The sequence below is a fragment of the Amycolatopsis keratiniphila subsp. keratiniphila genome (genome assembly GCF_001620365.2).
In the GTDB taxonomy this organism is placed as follows: Bacteria; Actinomycetota; Actinomycetes; order Mycobacteriales; family Pseudonocardiaceae; genus Amycolatopsis; species Amycolatopsis keratiniphila.
The window spans coordinates 464,605-483,523 of record NZ_LQMT02000005.1 but is presented as its reverse complement, the minus strand read 5'-3'; the positions used below and the strand labels follow the sequence as shown (position 1 = coordinate 483,523).

2 protein-coding genes are annotated in these 18,919 nt (G+C 72.2%); both read right to left on the bottom strand.

Going from position 1 to position 18,919, the window contains the following annotated elements:
* Window positions 1-1,764, bottom strand: a 1,764-nt coding sequence (locus tag AVR91_RS04090) for a type I polyketide synthase (RefSeq protein WP_143253864.1), incomplete at its 3' end; no start/stop codon positions are given.
* Window positions 1,765-1,767: 3 nt separating this feature from the next.
* Window positions 1,768-18,900 (bottom strand): type I polyketide synthase, encoded by a 17,133-nt coding sequence (locus AVR91_RS04085; RefSeq protein WP_063270871.1) that lies wholly within the window; start codon window positions 18,898-18,900, stop codon window positions 1,768-1,770.
* Window positions 18,901-18,919: the final 19 nt, after the last annotated feature.

Below are 18,919 nucleotides of genomic sequence, written 5' to 3'. Positions count from 1 at the left end.
CGACTCCGCGAACACCGGAGCAGCCAGCACAAGGTCCTCCGCCATCCCCACCCACTGCGAACCCTGCCCCGGGAACACGAACACAGCCTTACCCGGCTCGGCGGTACCGGTCACGACCCGTGCGGTGGGTTCGCCCTCACTGAGGGAACGCAGGCCGCCGAGCAGTGCACCGAGATCTTCGGCGAGCACCACCGCCCGGTGCGGCAACGACGACCGCGTGTCGGCGAGGGCTCGCGCGATGGCCGTCGGCGCGGGCTCGCCAGTCAGATACGCGGCCAGCTTCGACGCCTGGGCGGACAAGGCCTCTTCACTGCGACCGGAAAGCACGAACGGCAAGGCCGCGGAGTCGAGCACGCGAGTGTCCACAAGAGACTCGGCTTCGACGGCCGGCGCCTGCTCCAGGATCACGTGCGCGTTGGTACCGCTGATCCCGAACGACGAGACCCCGGCCCGGCGCGGTTCCCCGGTCTCCGGCCACGGTTGTTCCCCGGTCAGCAGCGAGACCTCACCCGCCGACCAGTCCACATGCGACGACGGAGCGTCGACGTGCAGCGTGCGCGGCGCGATCCCGTGCCGGATGGCCTGCACCATCTTGATCACCCCGCCGACCCCGGCGGCGGCCTGCGTATGCCCGATGTTCGATTTGAGGGAACCCAGCAGCAGCGGGCGTTCCCGGCCCTGGCCGTAGGTCGCCAGCAGCGCCTGCGCCTCGATCGGGTCGCCGAGGGTGGTGCCGGTGCCGTGTCCCTCGACGACGTCCACCTGCCCCGGCGAGAGCCGGGCGTCGGCGAGTGCCTGGCGGATGACCCGCTGCTGCGCGGGACCGTTCGGCGCGGTGAGCCCGTTCGACGCACCGTCCTGGTTGATGGCACTGCCCCGCAGCACCGCGAGGATCTGGTGGCCGTTGCGCTGGGCGTCGGAAAGCCGTTCCACCAGAAGCATTCCGACGCCTTCACCCCAGCCGGTGCCGTCGGCAGCGTCAGCGAAGGCCTTGCAGCGGCCGTCTGCGGCGAGCCCGCGCTGACGGCTGAAGTCGACGAACGCGGCGGGATGGGTCATCACGTTCACCCCGCCGACGAGGGCGAGCGTGCATTCCTCCCGACGTAAAGACTGCGCGGCGAGATGCAGCGCGACCAGCGAAGACGAGCACGCCGTGTCGACCGAGACCGCCGGCCCCTCGAGGCCGAGGGTGTAGGCGATGCGGCCGGAGGCGACGCTGCTGAAGTTCCCGTTGCCGAGATAGGGCTCCAGCTCCGGCGGGATGTCGGTGAGCACGCCGGTGTAGTCGTTGTGGATGACGCCGGCGAAGACGCCGGTCCGGCTGCCGCGCAAGGTCGCCGGGTCGATCCCGGCGCGTTCGAGCACCTCCCACGCCGCTTCGAGCAGCAGCCGCTGCTGCGGATCCATCGCCTGGGCCTCACGCGGTGAGATCCCGAAGAACGCGGCGTCGAAATCCCCGGCGTCGTAGAGGAATCCGCCTTCGGAGACGTAGGTCTTGCCCGGCGTGTCGGGGTCGGGATCGAAGAGCCCGCCCAGATCCCAGCCCCGGTCGACGGGGAACTCCGACAGCGCGTCGGTCCCGGAGGCGACCAGGTCCCACAGCTGTTCGGGCGAGCGGACCCCGCCGGGGAAGCGGCAGCTCATCCCGACGACGGCGATCGGCTCGTGCCCGGCCTCCTCCAGCTCGACCAGCCTGCGCCGCGCGCGCCGCAGCTCGCCGGTCGCCCACTTCAGGTTCTCCAGCAGTTTCTCATCGCCCGACACGGGTCACGACCTTCCGAATTCCTTGTGCAAGATGTCGAACAGCTCGTCGGCGCTGGCGTCGGCCAGATCGCCGTCACCCTCGTCCTCGGCCGGGCCGCGGGCCTCGGTCCACCGGGCGAGTACCGCGCGCAGCCGGTCGGTGATCCGGTCCGCGGTCTCGTCGTCGGTGACCGCCGCGGCCAGTGCGGTCTCCAGCCGGTCGAGGTCGGCCAGCACCGCCACCTCGGGCTCGGCGCCGGCCGGTTCGCCCAGTTCCGCCAGGAGGTGCCGGGCGAGCGCGGCCGGACTCGGCTGATCGAAGACCAGCGTGGACGGCAGCCGCAGCCCGGTCGCCGCGCCGAGCCGGTTGCGCAGCTCGACCGCGGTCAGTGAGTCGAAGCCGAGGTCACGGAAGGCCAGCTCCGGCCCGACCTTGGCGACCGACGCGTGGCCGAGCGCGGCCGCGGCGTGCGAGCGCACCAGATCCAGCAGGAACGGCTCCCGGTCCGCGGCGGGCAGTGCCGCCAGCCGCTGGGCGAGCGACGGTCCGCTCGTGGCGGCCGCTCCCGCGACCCGCTTGGCCGGAGCACCCGCGAGAACACGCAGCAGGGCGGGCACTTCGGCCTGTCCTCGGAGCGCGGCGGTGTCCAGGTGCACGGGCACCAGCGCCGCCACGTCCCGTTCCCCCGCCGCGTCGAACAGCGCCAGACCATCCACAGAGGACAGTGGACTGACGCCGGATCGCTTCATCCTGGCCACGTCCGCCTCGTCGAGATGGCCGGTCATCGCACTTCGCTCGGCCCAGAAACCCCACGCCAGTGCCTGCCCGGCGAGCCCTTCGGCCCGGCGGTGCTGGGCGAGTGCGTCGAGGAAGGCGTTGGCCGCCGCGTAGTTCCCCTGCCCTGCGGCGCCGAACGTCGCCGCGGACGAGGAGAACAGCACGAACGCGGCCAGTCCGAGGTCGCGGGTCAGTTCGTGCAGGTGGACCGCGGCGTCGACCTTGGGGCGGAACACGGTTTCGAGCCGCTCCAGGGTCAGCGCCGGGATCAGCCCGTCGTCGAGCACGCCGGCGGTGTGCACCACGGCGGTCAGCGGATGCTCCGGCGGGACCGAGCCGAGCAGTCCGGCGACCGCGGCGCGATCGGCGACGTCGCAGGCCACGACGGTCACCGTGGCCCCGAGCCCGGTCAGGTCCGCGACCAATTCCCGCGCACCCTCGGCGTCGAGCCCGCGCCTGCTCGTGAGCAGCAGACGCCGGACGCCGCGCGCGGTCACCAGATGCCGGGCGAACAAGCCGCCCAGCACGCCGGTGCCGCCGGTGATCAGCACCGTTCCCTCGGGGTCGAGGACGGCGGGCGGTTCCAGCACGATCTTGCCCGTGTGCTTGGCCTGGCTGAGGAACCGGAACGCCTCGGGGGCGCGCCGGACGTCCCACGCGGTGGTCGGCAGCGGCCGCACCACGTCCTTGCCCGCCAGCGCCAGGAGTTCGCCGAGGATCTCCTGGATCCGGTCGTGCCCGGAGTCGATCAGGTCGAAGGCGCGGTAGGTGACGCCGGGATGGGCGGCCGCGACCTCGTCCGCGTCGCGGATGTCGGTCTTGCCCATCTCGACGAACCGCCCGCCTTCGCGCACCAGCCGCAGCGACGCGTCGACGAACTCCCTAGCCAGCGAGTCCAGCACCAGGTCGACCCCGCGGCCACCGGTCGCTTCGCGGATCTTGTCCTCGAAATCGAGTGTCCGGCTGGACGCGATGTGGTCGTCGTCGAAGCCCATCGCCCGCAGCGTGTCCCACTTCGCGGGGCTCGCGGTCACGTAGATCTCGGCTCCGAAGTGCCGGGCCAGCTGGACCGCGGCCATACCGACCCCACCGGCGGCGGCGTGGATCAGCACGGTCTGCCCCGGCCGCAGCTCGCCGAGGTCGGCCAGGCCGACATAGGCAGTCAGGAACGCGACGGGCGCCGAAGCGGCTTCGGTGAACGACCAGTCGTCCGGAACGGGCGCGATCAGCTTCCGGTCGGCGACGGCGACCGGGCCGAACGACGCGTCGAACATGCCCAGCACGCGGTCGCCCGGCACCAGATCGGTGACGCCGGGGCCGGTCTCGGTGACCACGCCCGCGCCTTCCCCACCGATGCCTTCCTGCCCGGGGACGAGCCCGAGGGCCACCACGACGTCCCGGAAGTTGAGCCCGCCCGACCGCACGGCGATGCGGACCTGCCCGTCGGCGAGCGGCGCCAGCAGATCGGGCCGGTCCCGTAGCACCAGGTTCTCCAGAGTGCCGCCGCCGAGGGTGTCGACGGTCCACGCGCGGCTGCCCGAAGGCGGGACGAGCGCGGTGTCGGCGGACGCCTTGACCAGCCGGGCGCCCAGCACCGTTCCGGCCCGCAGCGCGAGCTGGGGCTCGTCGAGCGCCAGCGCCGCGTCCAAGACGGCCTCGGAGCCATCGGTGTCGAGAAGACCGAACCGGCCGGGATTCTCCTCCTGCGCCGTGCGCACGAGACCCCAGACCGTCGCGTTGGCCGGGTCGGTGACCGGTTCGTCCGCGGCCACCGAGACCGCGCCCGAAGTGCGGAAGACCAGCCTGGCGCCGGAGAACCGGTCGTCGGCAAGCCAGTTCTGGACGAGCGCCAGCGCGTCCTTCGCGGCAGCGTGCGCGCCCTCGGCGAGGTCGCCGGTGACGGGTGCGCAGGTCGTGAGCACCACGTCGGGCGACGGCCTGCCCGCGTCGAGATCCGCGGCGAGCTCCGCGAGGTCCGCGCAGTCTTCGCCGAGCACGAGGACCGACGGTGCGATGACGTCCTTTGTGGACAGATCCGTCCATTGGACCTGGAACAGCGAATCCGCCGGATCCCGCCGGGCACCGGCGAGCTGAGCCTCGGCCACCGGCAGGAACACCACGGAGCCGATCGAGGCGACCGGCGCCCCGGCGGTGTCGGCGAGGTCCACCGTCACCGCGTCCTCCCCGGCGGGGGAAAGCCGGACGCGCAGGCTCGGCGCGCCGACGGCCGACAGCGAGACTTCGTTCCAGGAGAACGGAAGTCGCAGTTGCCCGTCGTCGGGGAGCAGCCCGAAGCCCAGCGCGTGCAGGGCGGCGTCGAGGAGCGCGGGGTGCAGGCCGAACGCGGCGGCCTCGGCGAACCGGTCTTCCGGGAGCGCGACTTCGGCGAACACGTCGTCGCCCCGGCGCCACGCGGCACGCAGCCCGCGGAACGCCGGACCGTAGCCGTAGCCCAGTTCCGCGAGGCCTTCGTAATGGCCGTCGAGGGAGATCGCTTCGGCTCCCGCGGGCGGCCACTGGGTCAGGTCCGCCACGGGGGTTTCCCCGTCCGCGGCGAGCAGACCGGTCGCGTGCCGGATCCACTCCGTGCCAGCGGTTTCGTCCCGGGAGTACACGGCGACCTCGCGAGTGCCGTCGTCAGCGGACGCCCCGACGGTCACCTGCAGCCGCGCGCTCCCGGACTCCCCGAGGACGAGCGGCGCCTCGATGGTCAGTTCGGCGATCCGGCCGCAGCCGGTGCGCTCCCCCACCGTGAGCGCCAGATCCACGAGCGCCGCGCCGGGCAGCAGCAGGGTGCCGCCGACGGCGTGATCGGGCAGCCAGGTCTGGTTCCGCGCCGAGATCCGGCCGGTCGCCACCAGGCCGTCGCTGCCCGCCAGCGGGACGACGGCCCCGAGCAGCGGATGCCCGCCGTCGTCCAGACCGGCCTGTCCGGGATCGGCCGAAGACCGCGTCCGCAGCCAGTAGTGCTCGTGCTGGAAGGCGTAGGTCGGCAGGTCGACGCGGGTTCCGGGGGCCAGCGCCGTCCAGTCCGGGCTGAGGCCGTGGACGTGGGCTTCGGCCAGCGAGGTGAGGAACCGCAGCGGCCCTCCCTCGTCCCGGCGCAGGCTGCCGACGGCGACGGCGCGTTCTCCCGCGTCCTCGGCGGTGTCGGCGATCCCGGTGACCAGGACCGGATGCGGGCTCGCTTCGACGAAGAACCGGAACCCGTCGTCGAGCAGCCGCCGGACAGTATGTCCGAAGTGGACGGTCCCGCGCAGGTTCCGGAACCAGTACGCCGCGTCCATCACCGGATCGAGCGGCTCCCCGGCCACCGTCGAGTAGAACGGGATCTCCGGCACCCGTGGCTCGATCCCGTCGAGCGCGGCCAGGACGTCCTGTTCGATGGCATCGACGTGCGCGGAATGCGACGCGTAGTCCACCGGGATCCGCTTCGCGCGCAGCCCGCTCGCCTCGCAAGCGGCCATGAGCGCGTCCAGACCGGCGACGTCACCCGACACCACCACCGACGCGGGACCGTTCACCGCGGCGAGCGACACACCCTCGGGCAGCAGCTCGCGGACTCGGGCTTCGGGAGCGGCGACGGAGACCATGCCACCCCGGCCCGAAAGCGCCGTGATCGCCTTGCTGCGCAGGCAGACCACCCGTGCCGCGTCATCGAGCGACAGCGCGCCGGCGACGCACGCCGCCGCGATCTCGCCCTGCGAGTGCCCGACGACGGCGGCCGGCTCGATGCCACTGGCACGCCACAGCCTGGCCAGCGACACCATCACCGCGAACAAGGCGGGTTGCACGACGTCGACCCGCTCCAGCGCGGTCGCGTCCGAGAGCACCTCGGTCAGCTTCCAGTCCACAGAGGACAGGAGCGCGGTTTCGCACTCGGCCATCGACTCGGCGAACACGGGTGCGGACGCCAGCAACTCGACCGCCATCCCGGCCCACTGCGAACCCTGGCCGGGAAAGACGAACACCGCCTTCCCGCTGGTCGCGGTCCCGGTCACCACCGAACCCGACGGCTCGCCCGCGGCCAGCGCGGCCAACCCGGCGATCGGGTCTTCGCCGACGACGACCGCGCGATGCTCCAATGTGGTCCGCGCGGTCGCCAGCGAGTAGGCCACGTCCACCGGACGTTCGCCGGTCAGGAAGGACTTCAGCCGTGCCGCCTGCGCGGCGACGGCCTCGGGTTCCTTCGCCGACAGCGGCCACGCGAAGACGTCACCGAGCAGCCCAGGCGAGGTTTCGTCCCGTGTCTCGACCGCTTCGGCCTGTTCGAGGACGACGTGCGCGTTGGTACCGCTCATCCCGAACGACGACACCGCCGCCCGGCGCGGGCCACCGGTCTCCGGCCACGGGGTCGGCTCGGTCGCGAGCGTGACCCGGCCGGCCGCCCAGTCGACCCGCGAAGTCGGCGTGTCGACGTGCAGCGTGCGCGGCAGTGTCCCGTGCCGCATCGCGAGCACCATCTTGATCACGCCGGCGACGCCCGCCGCCGCTTGCGTGTGCCCGATGTTCGACTTGACCGAACCGAGCAGCAACGGCCGTTCCCGATCCTGGCCGTAGGTCGCCAGCAGTGCCTGCGCCTCGATCGGGTCGCCCAGCGTGGTACCGGTTCCGTGCGCTTCGACGGCGTCCACTTCGGACGGTTCGAGCCGCGCGTTCGCCAGTGCCTGACGGATCACCCGCTGCTGCGAAGGACCGTTCGGCGCGGTGAGGCCGTTCGACGCGCCGTCCTGGTTGACCGCGCTGCCCCGCAGCACCGCGAGCACCGGATGCCCGTTGCGGCGGGCGTCGGAAAGCCGCTCCACGAGCAGCATCCCGGCGCCTTCGCCCCAGCCCGTGCCGTCGGCGCCGTCGGCGAACGCCTTGCAGCGGCCGTCGGCGGCCAGCCCGCGCTGACGGCTGAACTCGACGAACGTACCCGGCGTGGCCATCACGGTCACCCCGCCGGCCAGGGCCAGCGAGCATTCGCCCTGCCGCAACGCTTGCGCCGCGAGATGCAGTGCGACCAGCGACGACGAACACGCCGTGTCGACGGTGACCGCCGGGCCTTCGAGACCGAAGGTGTAGGAAACGCGGCCCGAGGCGACACTCGCCGAGGTGCCGGTGGCCAGGTAGCCCTCGACCCCGTCGGGGACCTCCGCCGAACCGGACACGTATTCGTTGTCCATCACCCCGGCGAACACACCGGTGCGGCTGCCGCGCAACGTGGCCGGATCGATCCCGGCCCGTTCGAACGCCTCCCACGACGTCTCCAACAGGAGCCGCTGCTGCGGATCCATCGCCAGCGCCTCACGCGGCGAGATCCCGAAGAAGCCCGCGTCGAACTCCCCGGCGGTTTCGAGGAAGGCGCCTTGGCGGGTGTAGGAGGTGCCCCGGCGGTCCGGGTCGGTGTCGAACAGCCGCTCCAGGTCCCAGCCACGGTCGGCGGGGAACTCGCCCAGCGCGTCCCGGCCCTCGGCCAGCAGGGCCCAGAGCCGTTCGGGGGTGTCGGCGTGGCCGGGGAACCGGCAGCTCATCGCGACGATCGCGATCGGCTCGTCGGCCGTCACGGCCGCCTGCCCGGTCTCGGGCCCGCCCTGCGCACCCAGGACGCCTTCGCCGATGTGGGCGGCGAGTGCTTCCGGGGTCGGGTAGTCGAAGATCAGCGTCGCCGGCAGCCGCAGCCCGGTGGCGGCGGTGAGCCGGTTGCGTAGTTCGACGGCGGTCAGGGAGTCGAACCCGATCTCCTGGAAGGACCGCGTGGCCTCGACCGCGTCCGCCGCGGTGTGCCCGAGCACGGTCGCGGAATGGGTGCGCACGAGGTCGACCAGCAGGGTCGCCCGGTCGGCGGCGGGCACGGCGAGGAGCCGGTCCCGCAACGAGTCCGCGTCACCGGTGGCCCCGGCGGACGCGGCGCGGCGGACCGGGCCGCGGGCGAGGCCGCGCAGCAACGGCGGAAGACCGTCCGCGCCCATCGCGGCGACGTCCAGGCGCATCGGCACCAGCACCGGTTCCGCCAGCGCACCCGCGGCGTCGAAGAGCTCCAGGCCGTCCTGTGTGGACAGTGCGGCGGTACCGCTTTGGGCCATCCTGGCCAGCTCGGCCTCGCCGAGCGTGCCGCCCATCCCGCCCGTTTCGGCCCACAGACCCCACGCCAGCGATCGCGCGGGCAGCCCGTGCACGGCGCGCCGGACGCTGAGCGCGTCCAGGAAGCCGTTGGCGGCGGCGTAGTTCGCCTGTCCGGCGTTGCCGAAGACTCCGGCCGCCGAAGAGAAGACGACGAACTCGGCGAGATCCGCGCCAATGGTCAGTTCGTGCAGGTTCAGCGCCGCGTCGACCTTCGGCCGCAACGCCTTCGCCAGCCGCTCCGGGGTCAGCGAGCCGACGAGGCCGTCGTCGAGAACACCCGCCGTGTGCACCACGCCGGTCAGCGGATGCGCGGCCGGGATCCCGGCGAGGACGGCGGCGAGCGCGTCGCGATCCGCCGCGTCACACGCCTCGACCGTCACCGACGCGCCCGCCTCGGTGAGCTCGGCGACCAGCTCGGGTACGCCCGGGGCGTCGTGGCCGCGCCTGCTGGTCAGCAGCAGCCGCCGGACGCCGCGTTCGCGCACCAGATGCCGGGCGAAGAGCGCGCCGAGGGCGCCCGTTCCGCCGGTGACCAGCACGGTGCCGTCGGGATCGAGGGCGGCGGGCATGGTCAGGACGTTCTTGCCGACGTGCTTGGCCTGGCTGAGGAAACGGAACGCGTCGAGGCCGCGCCGGACGTCCCAGGCGGTGACCGGCAACGGCGTCAGAGCCCCGGCCGCGAACAGCTCCAGCAGCGCGGCGAGCATCTCGTGGATGCGCTCGGGTCCGGCGTCGATCACGTCGAAGGGGTGGTACTCGACGCCGGTCTCCCCCGGTTCCCGGATGTCGGTCTTGCCCATCTCGGCGAATCGCCCACCCGGGGCCAGCAGCCGCAGTGACGCGTCGACGTAGTCGCCGGCCAGCGAGTTCAGGACGACGTCGACACCGCGTCCACCGGTGGCATCGCGGAACTTCTCCTCGAAGCCGAGGTCACGGGAGGAGGAGAGGTGGGTGTCGTCGAAACCGTTGGCACGCAAGATGTCCCACTTGCCCGGACCGGCGGTACCGAACACCTCGGCCCCGGCGTGGCGGGCCAGCTGGGTCGCCGCCATGCCGACGCCGCCCGCCGCCGCGTGCACCAGGATCGACTCTCCCGCTTCGAGCCGCGCGAGGTCGAACAGCCCGTAGTAGGCGGTGAGGAACACGATCGGGACCGAGGCCGCCGTGGCGAACGACCAGTCCTCCGGCATCTTCGCCAGCGTCCGGTGATCGGTGACGACCTGAGGGCCGAACCCGTTCGACATCAGGCCGAACACGCGGTCGCCGACATCGAGGCCGGTGACACCGGGACCGATCTCGGTGATCACGCCCGCGCCTTCACTACCGAGGGTGGCCGCGCCCGGGTACATGCCCAGCGCGATCAGGACGTCGCGGAAGTTGAGTCCGGCGGCCCGCACCGCGATCCGGACCTCGCCCTCGGCCAACGGCGCGACCGCTTCGGGCGACGGCACCAGGGCGAGGTTCTCCAGGGTGCCGCGGCCGGTGGTGTCCAGCCGCCAGGCTCCCTCGGGCGGGGTCAGTTCCGTGGACGAGGCGGTGGTGGCCAGGCGCGGTGCAAGAGCCCGGCCGTCGCGCAAGGCGATCTGAGGCTCGTCGATGGCCAGGATCCGGCCGTCGGGCACGGTCTCGGCGTCGACCAGTACGAACCGCCCGGGGTTTTCCGACTGCGCGGCGCGCACCAGTCCCCAGACAGCGGCGTGCGCGAGGTCGGTCACCGCTTCGCCGTCGCCCGCGGTGACCCCGCCCCGGGTGTGGACGACGAGCGGACCGTCCGGTTCGTCGTCGAGCCACCGCTGGACGACTTCGAGAACGGCGGCCGTCGTCTCGTGGACACGCTCGGCCGTGTCCCCGCCGCGTGGCACGGAGAAAACGGACTTCGCGGGCAGGGCTTCGCCGGTCTCCGGGAGCGGGACCGGACGCCAGGCGACCCGGTAGAGCGAGTCGTGTCCCTTGCGCGCCGAGGCGTAGATCTCGCGTAGCGTCAACTCTTCGGCTGAGACGACCGGGCGACCGGTGCCGTCGGCGACCAGGACCTCGAACCCGTCGGGACCGGACGGCCGCAGCCGGACACGGAGCCGGGTCGCGCCCGCGGCGTGCAGGCGCACCCCGGACCAGGCGAACGGAAGCCGAGTGCCGTCGTCGCCGCCCGCGAGGCCGAGGGTGTGGAGCGCGGCGTCGAGCAGCGCCGGATGCACGCCGAACCGGGCGGCGTCGGCGTGCTGGTCCTCCGGGAGTTCGACCTCCGCGAACAGGTCTTCACCCGCTCGCCACGCCGCCCGGAGGCCACAGAACGCCGGACCGTACTCGAGACCGGTGGCGGCGAGCCGCTCGTAGACGTCACCCACCGGGACGGCTTCGGCGTTCTGCGGCGGCCAGGTCGTCAACCCGGCCGGTTCGACGGCGCCGGCGGCCGAAAGCAGCCCGGTCGCGTGCCGCTGCCAGCCGTCTTCGCCTTCCTGACGTGAGTGGATCTCGACGGTCCGGCGACCGGTGTCGTCGGCCGCGCCGACCAGCACGGACAGCTGGGTCGCACCGCGTTCGGGCAGGACGAGCGGCGCTTCGAGGGTCAGGTCTTCGAGGTGACCGCAGCCCGCCTCGTCCCCCGCGCGCAGGGCGATCTCGACGAACGCGGTGCCGGGCAGCAGGACCACGCCACCGACCCGGTGTTCGGCCAGCCACGGCTGGGTGTGCCCGGACAACCGGCCAGTGAGCAGGAATCCGCCGTCACCGGGCAGTGCCGCGGCCGCGCCGAGCAGCGGGTGGTCGGTGGTGCCGAGCCCGGCCGCGGTGACGTCGCCCGCCGCTCCGCCCGCTGAGGACAGCCAGAAACGTCGGTGCTGGAAGGCATACGTGGGCAGGTCGACGGGCTTTCCACCATCGAGCAGAGCGGTCAGATCGACGTTCACGCCGTGGGCGTGCAGCCCGGCCACCGCCGTCAGCAGCGTCTCCACCTCCGGCCGGTCGCGCCGGAGTGCCGGAACGACGACCGCGTCCTCGGCGCTTTCCTTGGCCATCGCGGTCAGGACGCCGTCGGGCCCGATCTCCAGGAACCGCGTGACGCCCTCGGCTTCCAGGAACTTGACCGAATCGTGGAACCGCACCGCGTCACGGACATGGCGGACCCAGTAGTCCGAAGTGGACACCTCCGCCAGGCCACCCGACACGATCGGAATCCTCGGCGCCGCGAACACCAGGCTGTCGGTGACGGCGCGGAACTCGTCCAGCATCGGCTCCATCAACGGCGAGTGGAACGCGTGACTCACGGTGAGCCGCTTGCTCTTGCGGCCCTCGAACTGAGAGACCACCGCAGCGACGGCGTCCTCCTCACCCGAAACGACCACTGACTCCGGACCGTTGATAGCCGCCAGCGACACCCGCTCGGTCAGCAGCGGTGTCACCTCGGCTTCCGTCGCCTGCAGCGCCACCATCGCGCCGCCGGTGGGCAAGGCCTGCATCAACCGGCCTCGCGCCGACACCAGCTTGGCGGCATCGTCGAGGGAAAGCACGCCCGCGACGTGGGCGGCCGCGATCTCGCCGACAGAATGCCCGGCCAAGAAGTCCGGTCGGACACCCCAGCTTTCCACCAGGCGGAACAGCGCGACCTCAAGAGCGAACAGCGCACACTGCGTGTTCGCGGTCTGGTTCAACTCGTCAGCCGACAAGTCCCTGAGCGGCTGCTCGAACCGGGAACACACCTCGTCATAAGCCTCGGCGAACACCGGGAAACGCTCGGCCAGCTCAACGCCCATCCCGAGCCGCTGACTGCCCTGACCGGTGAACAGGAACGCCGTCCGGCCCTCCGTCGCGCGACCGGTGATGGCGACGTTTTCCAGCCCGGCCAGCAGGGTTTCGCGGTCTCCGGCCACGACTGCGGCCCGGTACTCCAGGGCAGCGCGAGTGGTGGCCAGCGAGAAGGCGACGTCGGCCAATGCGGCAGGCGTCTCGGCGAGGAAGTCCCGCAGCCGAGCCGCTTGGTCGTGCAGGGCCGCTTCACTCCCGGCGGAGAGCACGAACGGCGCCGGTCCTTCACCGGATTCGGCGGCCTCCACCGGAGCGGGCCCCTGCTCCAGGACGACGTGCGCGTTGGTCCCGCTGATCCCGAACGACGACACCGCCGCACGCCGGGGACGTCCGGCGTCCGGCCAGGGTCGCGACTCGGTCAGGAGGGAGACCGCGCCCGCCGTCCAGTCCACATGAGACGAAGGTTCGGTGACGTGCAGTGTCTTCGGCAGCACGCCGTGACGCATCGCCTCGATCATCTTGATCACGCCGGCCACCCCGGCGGCGGCCTGGCTGTGCCCGATGTTCGACTTGATCGACCCGAGCCACAGCGCGGCGTCCTCCCGGTCCTGGCCGTAGGTCGCCAGCAGTGCCTGGGCCTCGATCGGGTCGCCCAGCGTGGTACCGGTCCCGTGTGCCTCGACGGCGTCCACTTCGGACGGTTCCAGACGCGCGTCGGCCAAGGCCCGCCGGATCACCCGCTGCTGCGACGGCCCGTTCGGCGCGGTCAACCCGTTCGACGCCCCGTCCTGGTTCACCGCGGAACCCCGGACGACGGCCAGGATCCGGTGCCCGTTGCGCTCGGCGTCGGAGAGCCTCTCGACGAGCAGCATGCCGACACCTTCGGACCAGGACGTGCCGTCCGCACCGTCCGAAAAGGACTTCGAGCGGCCGTCCGGTGCCAAACCTCGCTGACGGCTGAAGTCGACGAAGGTCTCCGGGGTGGCCATCACGGTCACCCCGCCGGCCAGCGCGAGCGAGCATTCGCCGCGCCGCAGTGCCTGTGCCGCCAGATGCAGCGCCACCAGCGACGACGAACACGCGGTGTCGACGGTGACGGCCGGACCTTCGAGGCCGAAGGTGTAGGAAACCCGCCCGGACAGCACGCTTCCGGAGTTCCCGGTGCCGAGGTAGCCCTCGACGTCGTCGGGAACGACCGTGGCGCCGGTGAGGTAGTCGTGGTACATCTGCCCGGCGAAGACGCCGGTGTCGCTGCCCCGTAGCGTGCCGGGGTCGATCCCGGCCCGCTCGAAGGCCTCCCACGAGACCTCCAGCAGCAGCCGCTGTTGCGGGTCCATGCCCAGCGCCTCACGCGGCGAGATCCCGAAGAAACCGGCGTCGAAATCGCCTGCCTCGTGCAGGAATCCGCCCTCGCGCACGTAGCTCTTCCCCGCCTTGCCGGGGTCCGGGTCGTAGAGGCCGTCCACGTCCCAGCCGCGGTCGGCCGGGAAGAGCGAGATACCGTCGCGGCCCTCCGCGACCAGCCGCCAGAGATCCTCCGGCGAGGCGACCCCGCCGGGGTAACGGCATGCCATGCCGATGATGGCGATCGGCTCGTCGGCCGCCGTCGTGGGCCCCTGAACCGGGGCTTCGGGGGCTGCGCCGAACAGCTCAGCGGCGAGCAGCTCCGCGAGCGCCTTCGGGGTGGGGTGGTCGAACACCGCGGTCGCGGGCAGCCGGAGCCCGGAAGTGGCGTTGAGGCCGTTGCGGAGTTCCACCGCGGTCAGCGAGTCGAAACCCAGCTCCCGGAACGGGCGGGCCGGTTCGACGGCGCCGGCGTCCCGGTGGCCGAGGACGTCGGCGACCTGGCCGCGTACCAGCGCGAGCAGTTCCCGGTCACGCTCCTCGACGGGCAGCGACGCCAGCCGGTCACGCAGTTCCCGCGCGGCGGGGGCTGCCGACGCGGTTCGCCGGGACTTTCCGGCGAAGGCCCGCAGGAGCGGGACGTCCGTGACGCTCGTGCGCAGGGCGGGCACGTCGAGCCGCATCGGTACGAACAGCGCTTCCCCGGCTCCCACGGCGAAGTCGAACAGGGTCAAGGCGTCGCCGACCGGGAGCGGCAGCAGCCCGGAGCCCGCCATCCGCGCGCGATCGGTCCCGGCGAGCGCTCCCGCCATCCCGTCGCCGGTCTCCCAGAGCCCCCACGCGAGCGAGGTCGCGGGCAGTCCGCGTTCCCGGCGGCGCGCGGCCACCGCGTCGAGGGCGGCGTTGGCGGCGGCGTAGTTGGCCTGCCCCGCGCTGCCGAGCACCCCGGCCGCGGAGGAGAAGAACACGAGATGGGCGTCACCGGCCAGCTCGTCCAGCAGGAGCGCGGAGTCCACTTTGGACCTCAGGACGGTCTCGAACCGGTCCGGGGTGAGGACGGCGAGCAGGCCGTCGTCGAGGACGCCCGCGGCGTGGACGACCGCGGTCAGCGGAACGCCGTCGAGCAACGCCGTCAGCTGGTCGCGATCCGCCACGTCACAGGCGACGATCCGGGCCTGGGCGCCGAGGTCCGCCAGTTCGGCGGCCAGCTCGCTCGCGCCTTCCGCGGCGGGACCGCGACGGCCGGCGAGGATCAGGTTCCGCACCCCGCGTCGTGCGACGAGGTGCCGGGCGAGTTCGGCGGCGAGCGCACCGGTGCCGCCGGTGATCAGGACCGTGCCTTCCGGGTCCCAGCCCGGTCCGGTTTCGCCCCCGCGCACCGGGGTGAGCCGCGGGACAAGGACCTCGCCCTCACGCACGACGGCTTCGGTCTCGCCGGAGGCCACGATCCCGGCCAGCAGGCCGTCCGTGAGCGCGGCGGGGTCGTCGGCGTCGACGAGCACGAACCGGCCGCGGTACTCCTCCCGCGCCGAACGCACCAGTCCCCAGACCGCCGCCTGCGCCGGATCGGTGAACGTGCCGCTGGTCAGGAAGACCACGGGGGTCTCGCCCGGCTCCACGGCGAGTTCCCGGGCGTGCGCCGTCGCATGCCGGACGTCGTCCATGTCCGCAAAGGACTCAACGGTTGGTTCCCCAGCACCGGCGGGCACCGTCACCGGCGTCCAAGTGACGCGGAACAGCGAGTCGCGGGGAAGCGAAGTGGTCGCGGCGACCGGAGCCCGCAGGCTGAGCGAGCCGACCGACAACACCGGAGCTCCGGCGGGGTCGGTCGCGAGAACGGAGACGGCACCGTCGCCCGCGGGGCTGAGGCGAACTCGGAGCACCGTCGCGCCGTCAGCGTGCAGGCGGAGATCCGACCAGGCGAAGGGGATCTCCAGCCCCCGTGACTCGCCGACGCCGATGGCGTGCAGGGCGGAGTCGAACAACGCGGGGTGGATCCCGAAAGTGCCGGGAGTGTCGTCCACCTGGACTTCGGCGAACACGTCGCCGTCGCGGGTCCAGACGGCACGGACACCCTGGAAGGCAGGACCGTAGCCGAGTCCTTCGGCTGCCAGGTTCGGGTAGAAGCCTTCGAGGTCGACCGGATCCGCACCCGAGGGCGGCCACTCGGTCATCTCGTCCTGTGTGGACACTGCCGTACCGAGGTATCCGGAAGCGTGCCGCACCCAGACGTCGTCGTCCTCCGACCGGGCGTGCACGGTGACCGAGCGCCTGCCCTGATCGTCGGCGGCGCCGACCGCGACCTGCAGCTGGACACCGCCGTTGCCGTGCAGCACCAGCGGCGCTTCCAGATTCAGTTCCTCGACGGCTTCGCAACCGGCCTCGTCGGCGGCCGCGAGCGCGAGTTCCGCGAACGCGGTGCCGGGCAGCAGGACGTTTCCGCCGACGACGTGGTCGGCCAGCCACGGCAGCGTGCTCAGCGAGATCCTGCCCGTCAGCAGGATCTCGTCCTCGCCCGCCGGCCGGACCGCGGCGGCGAGCAGGGCGTGCGGCGACGCGTCCAGCCCGGCGGCGGAGACGTCGCGGTGAGCGGCACCGGATTCGAGCCAGAAGTGCTCGTACTGGAACGGATAAGTGGGCAGATCGACGCGCCGGGCACCGGCGAACAGCGGCGCCCAGTCGACGTCGGCGCCGTGGACGTGCAGTCCGGCGACCGCCGTCAGCAGCGTCGTCACCTCGGGGCGGTCCCGCCGTGATGCCGGAAGCACGACCGCGTCCTCGGCGCTTTCCTTCGCCATGGCGGTCAGGACCGCGTCGGGCCCGATCTCCAGGAACCGGGTGACGCCCTCGGCTTTCAGGAATTCGATCGAATCGTGGAACCGCACCGCGTCACGGACGTGCCGGACCCAGTAGTCCGAACTGGACACGTCGGACACGATCGGGATCCGTGGCTCGGTGAAGGTCAGCCCCTCCACCACCGCGCGGAAGTCGTCGAGCATCGGGTCCATCAGGGGCGAATGGAACGCGTGGCTCACCACGAGGCGCTTGTTCTTCCGGCCCTCGAAGTGCGACACCACCGCGGCGACGGCGTCCTCGTCTCCCGAGACGACCACCGACTCCGGACCGTTGATCGCCGCCAGCGACACCCGATCGGTCAGCAACGGTGCCACTTCGGCTTCAGTCGCCTGCAGCGCCACCATCGCGCCACCGGTCGGCAACGCCTGCATCAGGCGGCCACGAGCCGACACCAACGTCACCGCGTCGTCGAGAGAGAGCACCCCCGCGACATGAGCCGCCGCGATCTCCCCGACGGAATGCCCCGCCAGGAAGTCCGGCCGGACGCCCCAGCTCTCGACCAGACGGAAGAGCGCCACCTCGAAGGCGAACAACGCGCACTGCGTGTTCGCCGTCTGGTTCAGCTCCTCGGCGGACAGCTCCGCGATCGGTCGCTCGAACCGCGAAGAGACGTCGTCGAAGGCTTCGGCGAACACCGGGAAACGCTCGGCCAGCTCGCGGCCCATCCCGGGCCGCTGACTGCCCTGGCCCGTGAACAGGAACGCCGTCCCGCCGTCCGTCGCCCGCCCTTCCACCAAAGTGGCGGTGAGCAGGTCGTCCAGCGTGCCGACCACGGCGGCCCGATGTTCCAGCGCCGTTCGCGTGGTGGCCAGCGAGAACGCGAGGTCGGCCGCGGTGACGTCCGAATCCCGTGCGAGTTCCCGGACGCGTGCCACCTGCTCGCGCAGGGCGGCTTCGGTCTTGCCGGACAGCACGAAGGGCACCGGCCCCGCGAGCGTGGACGGCGGTTCCTCTTCCGCGGTGGGCTGTTCGAGGACGACGTGGGCGTTCGTCCCGCTGATCCCGAACGAGGACACCGCGGCCCGCCGGGGTCGATCCGTCTTCGGCCACGGCTCGGCCGCGGTCAGCAGCGAGACCGCGCCTTCGGACCAGTCCACATGGGACGTGGGCGCGTCGACGTGCAGCGTCTTCGGCAGCACACCGTGCCGCATCGCCTCGACGAGCTTGATGATCGAGGCGACCCCGGCCGCGGCCTGGCTGTGCCCGATGTTGGACTTCACCGAGCCGAGCCAGAGCGGCGTGGTCCGATCCTGGCCGTAGGTGGCCAGCAAAGCCTGTGCCTCGATCGGGTCACCGAGCCGGGTGCCCGTGCCATGCGCCTCCATGGCGTCCACATCGGACGGTGCGAGCCGCGCGTTCGCGAGCGCCTGCCGGATGACCCGTTGCTGGGAAAGTCCGTTGGGTGCGGTGAGCCCGTTCGAGGCGCCGTCCTGGTTCACCGCGGATCCGCGCACGACGGCGAGGACGCGGTGCCCGTTGCGCCGGGCGTCGGAGAGCCGCTCGACGAGCAGCATGCCCGCGCCCTCACCCCAGGCGGTGCCGTCGGCGGCTTCGGCGAACGCCTTGATCCGCCCGTCCGCCGCGAGTCCGCGCTGACGGCTGAAGTCCACGAACGCCGCCGGGTTGGCCATCACGGTCACCCCACCCGCCAAGGCCAGCGAACATTCGCCCTGCCTCAGCGCCTGCGCCGCCAGATGCAGCGCCACCAGCGACGACGAACACGCCGTGTCGACCGTGACCGCCGGGCCTTCGAGACCGAAGGTGTAGGAAACCCGCCCGGAGGCGATGCTCGCGAAACTCCCGTTGCCGAGGTACGGCTCGAGATCCGCGGGCGGCGTGCCCGCGATGGCCGAGTACTCGTTGTGGATGACGCCCGCGAACACGCCGGTCCGGCTGCCCCGCAGGGAATCCGGCGCGATCCCCGCGCGTTCGATCGCCTCCCAGGAGATCTCCAGCAGCAGCCGCTGCTGCGGGTCCATCGCCAGCGCCTCCCGCGGCGAAATACCGAAGAACGCCGGGTCGAACCGGGCGGCGTCGTGCAGGAAACCGCCTTCCCGGACATAGCTCTTGCCCGGTTTGCCCTGCTCGGGGTCGTAGAGCCCGTCGAGGTCCCAGCCGCGGTCGGCCGGGAATCCGGTGAGGCCGGTGCGTTCCCCGGCGACCAGATCCCACAGTTCCTCCGGCGAGCGGACCCCGCCCGGGTAACGGCAGGCCATGCCGATGATCGCGATGGGCTCGCCGGTCAGGCGCCGGTTCTCCCCGCGCAGGCGGTCGGCTTCCTTCAGCGCCGCCCGCAGGGCCTCGACGACCTTGTTCTCGGATGTGGACATCGCAGCTCCAGGGTGTTTC

What these genes read in the sequence shown, in the direction of transcription:
- AVR91_RS04085 (WP_063270871.1), bottom strand. Translation starts at nt 18,900, where the DNA reads ATGTCCACATCCGAGAACAAGGTCGTCGAGGCCCTGCGGGCGGCGCTG.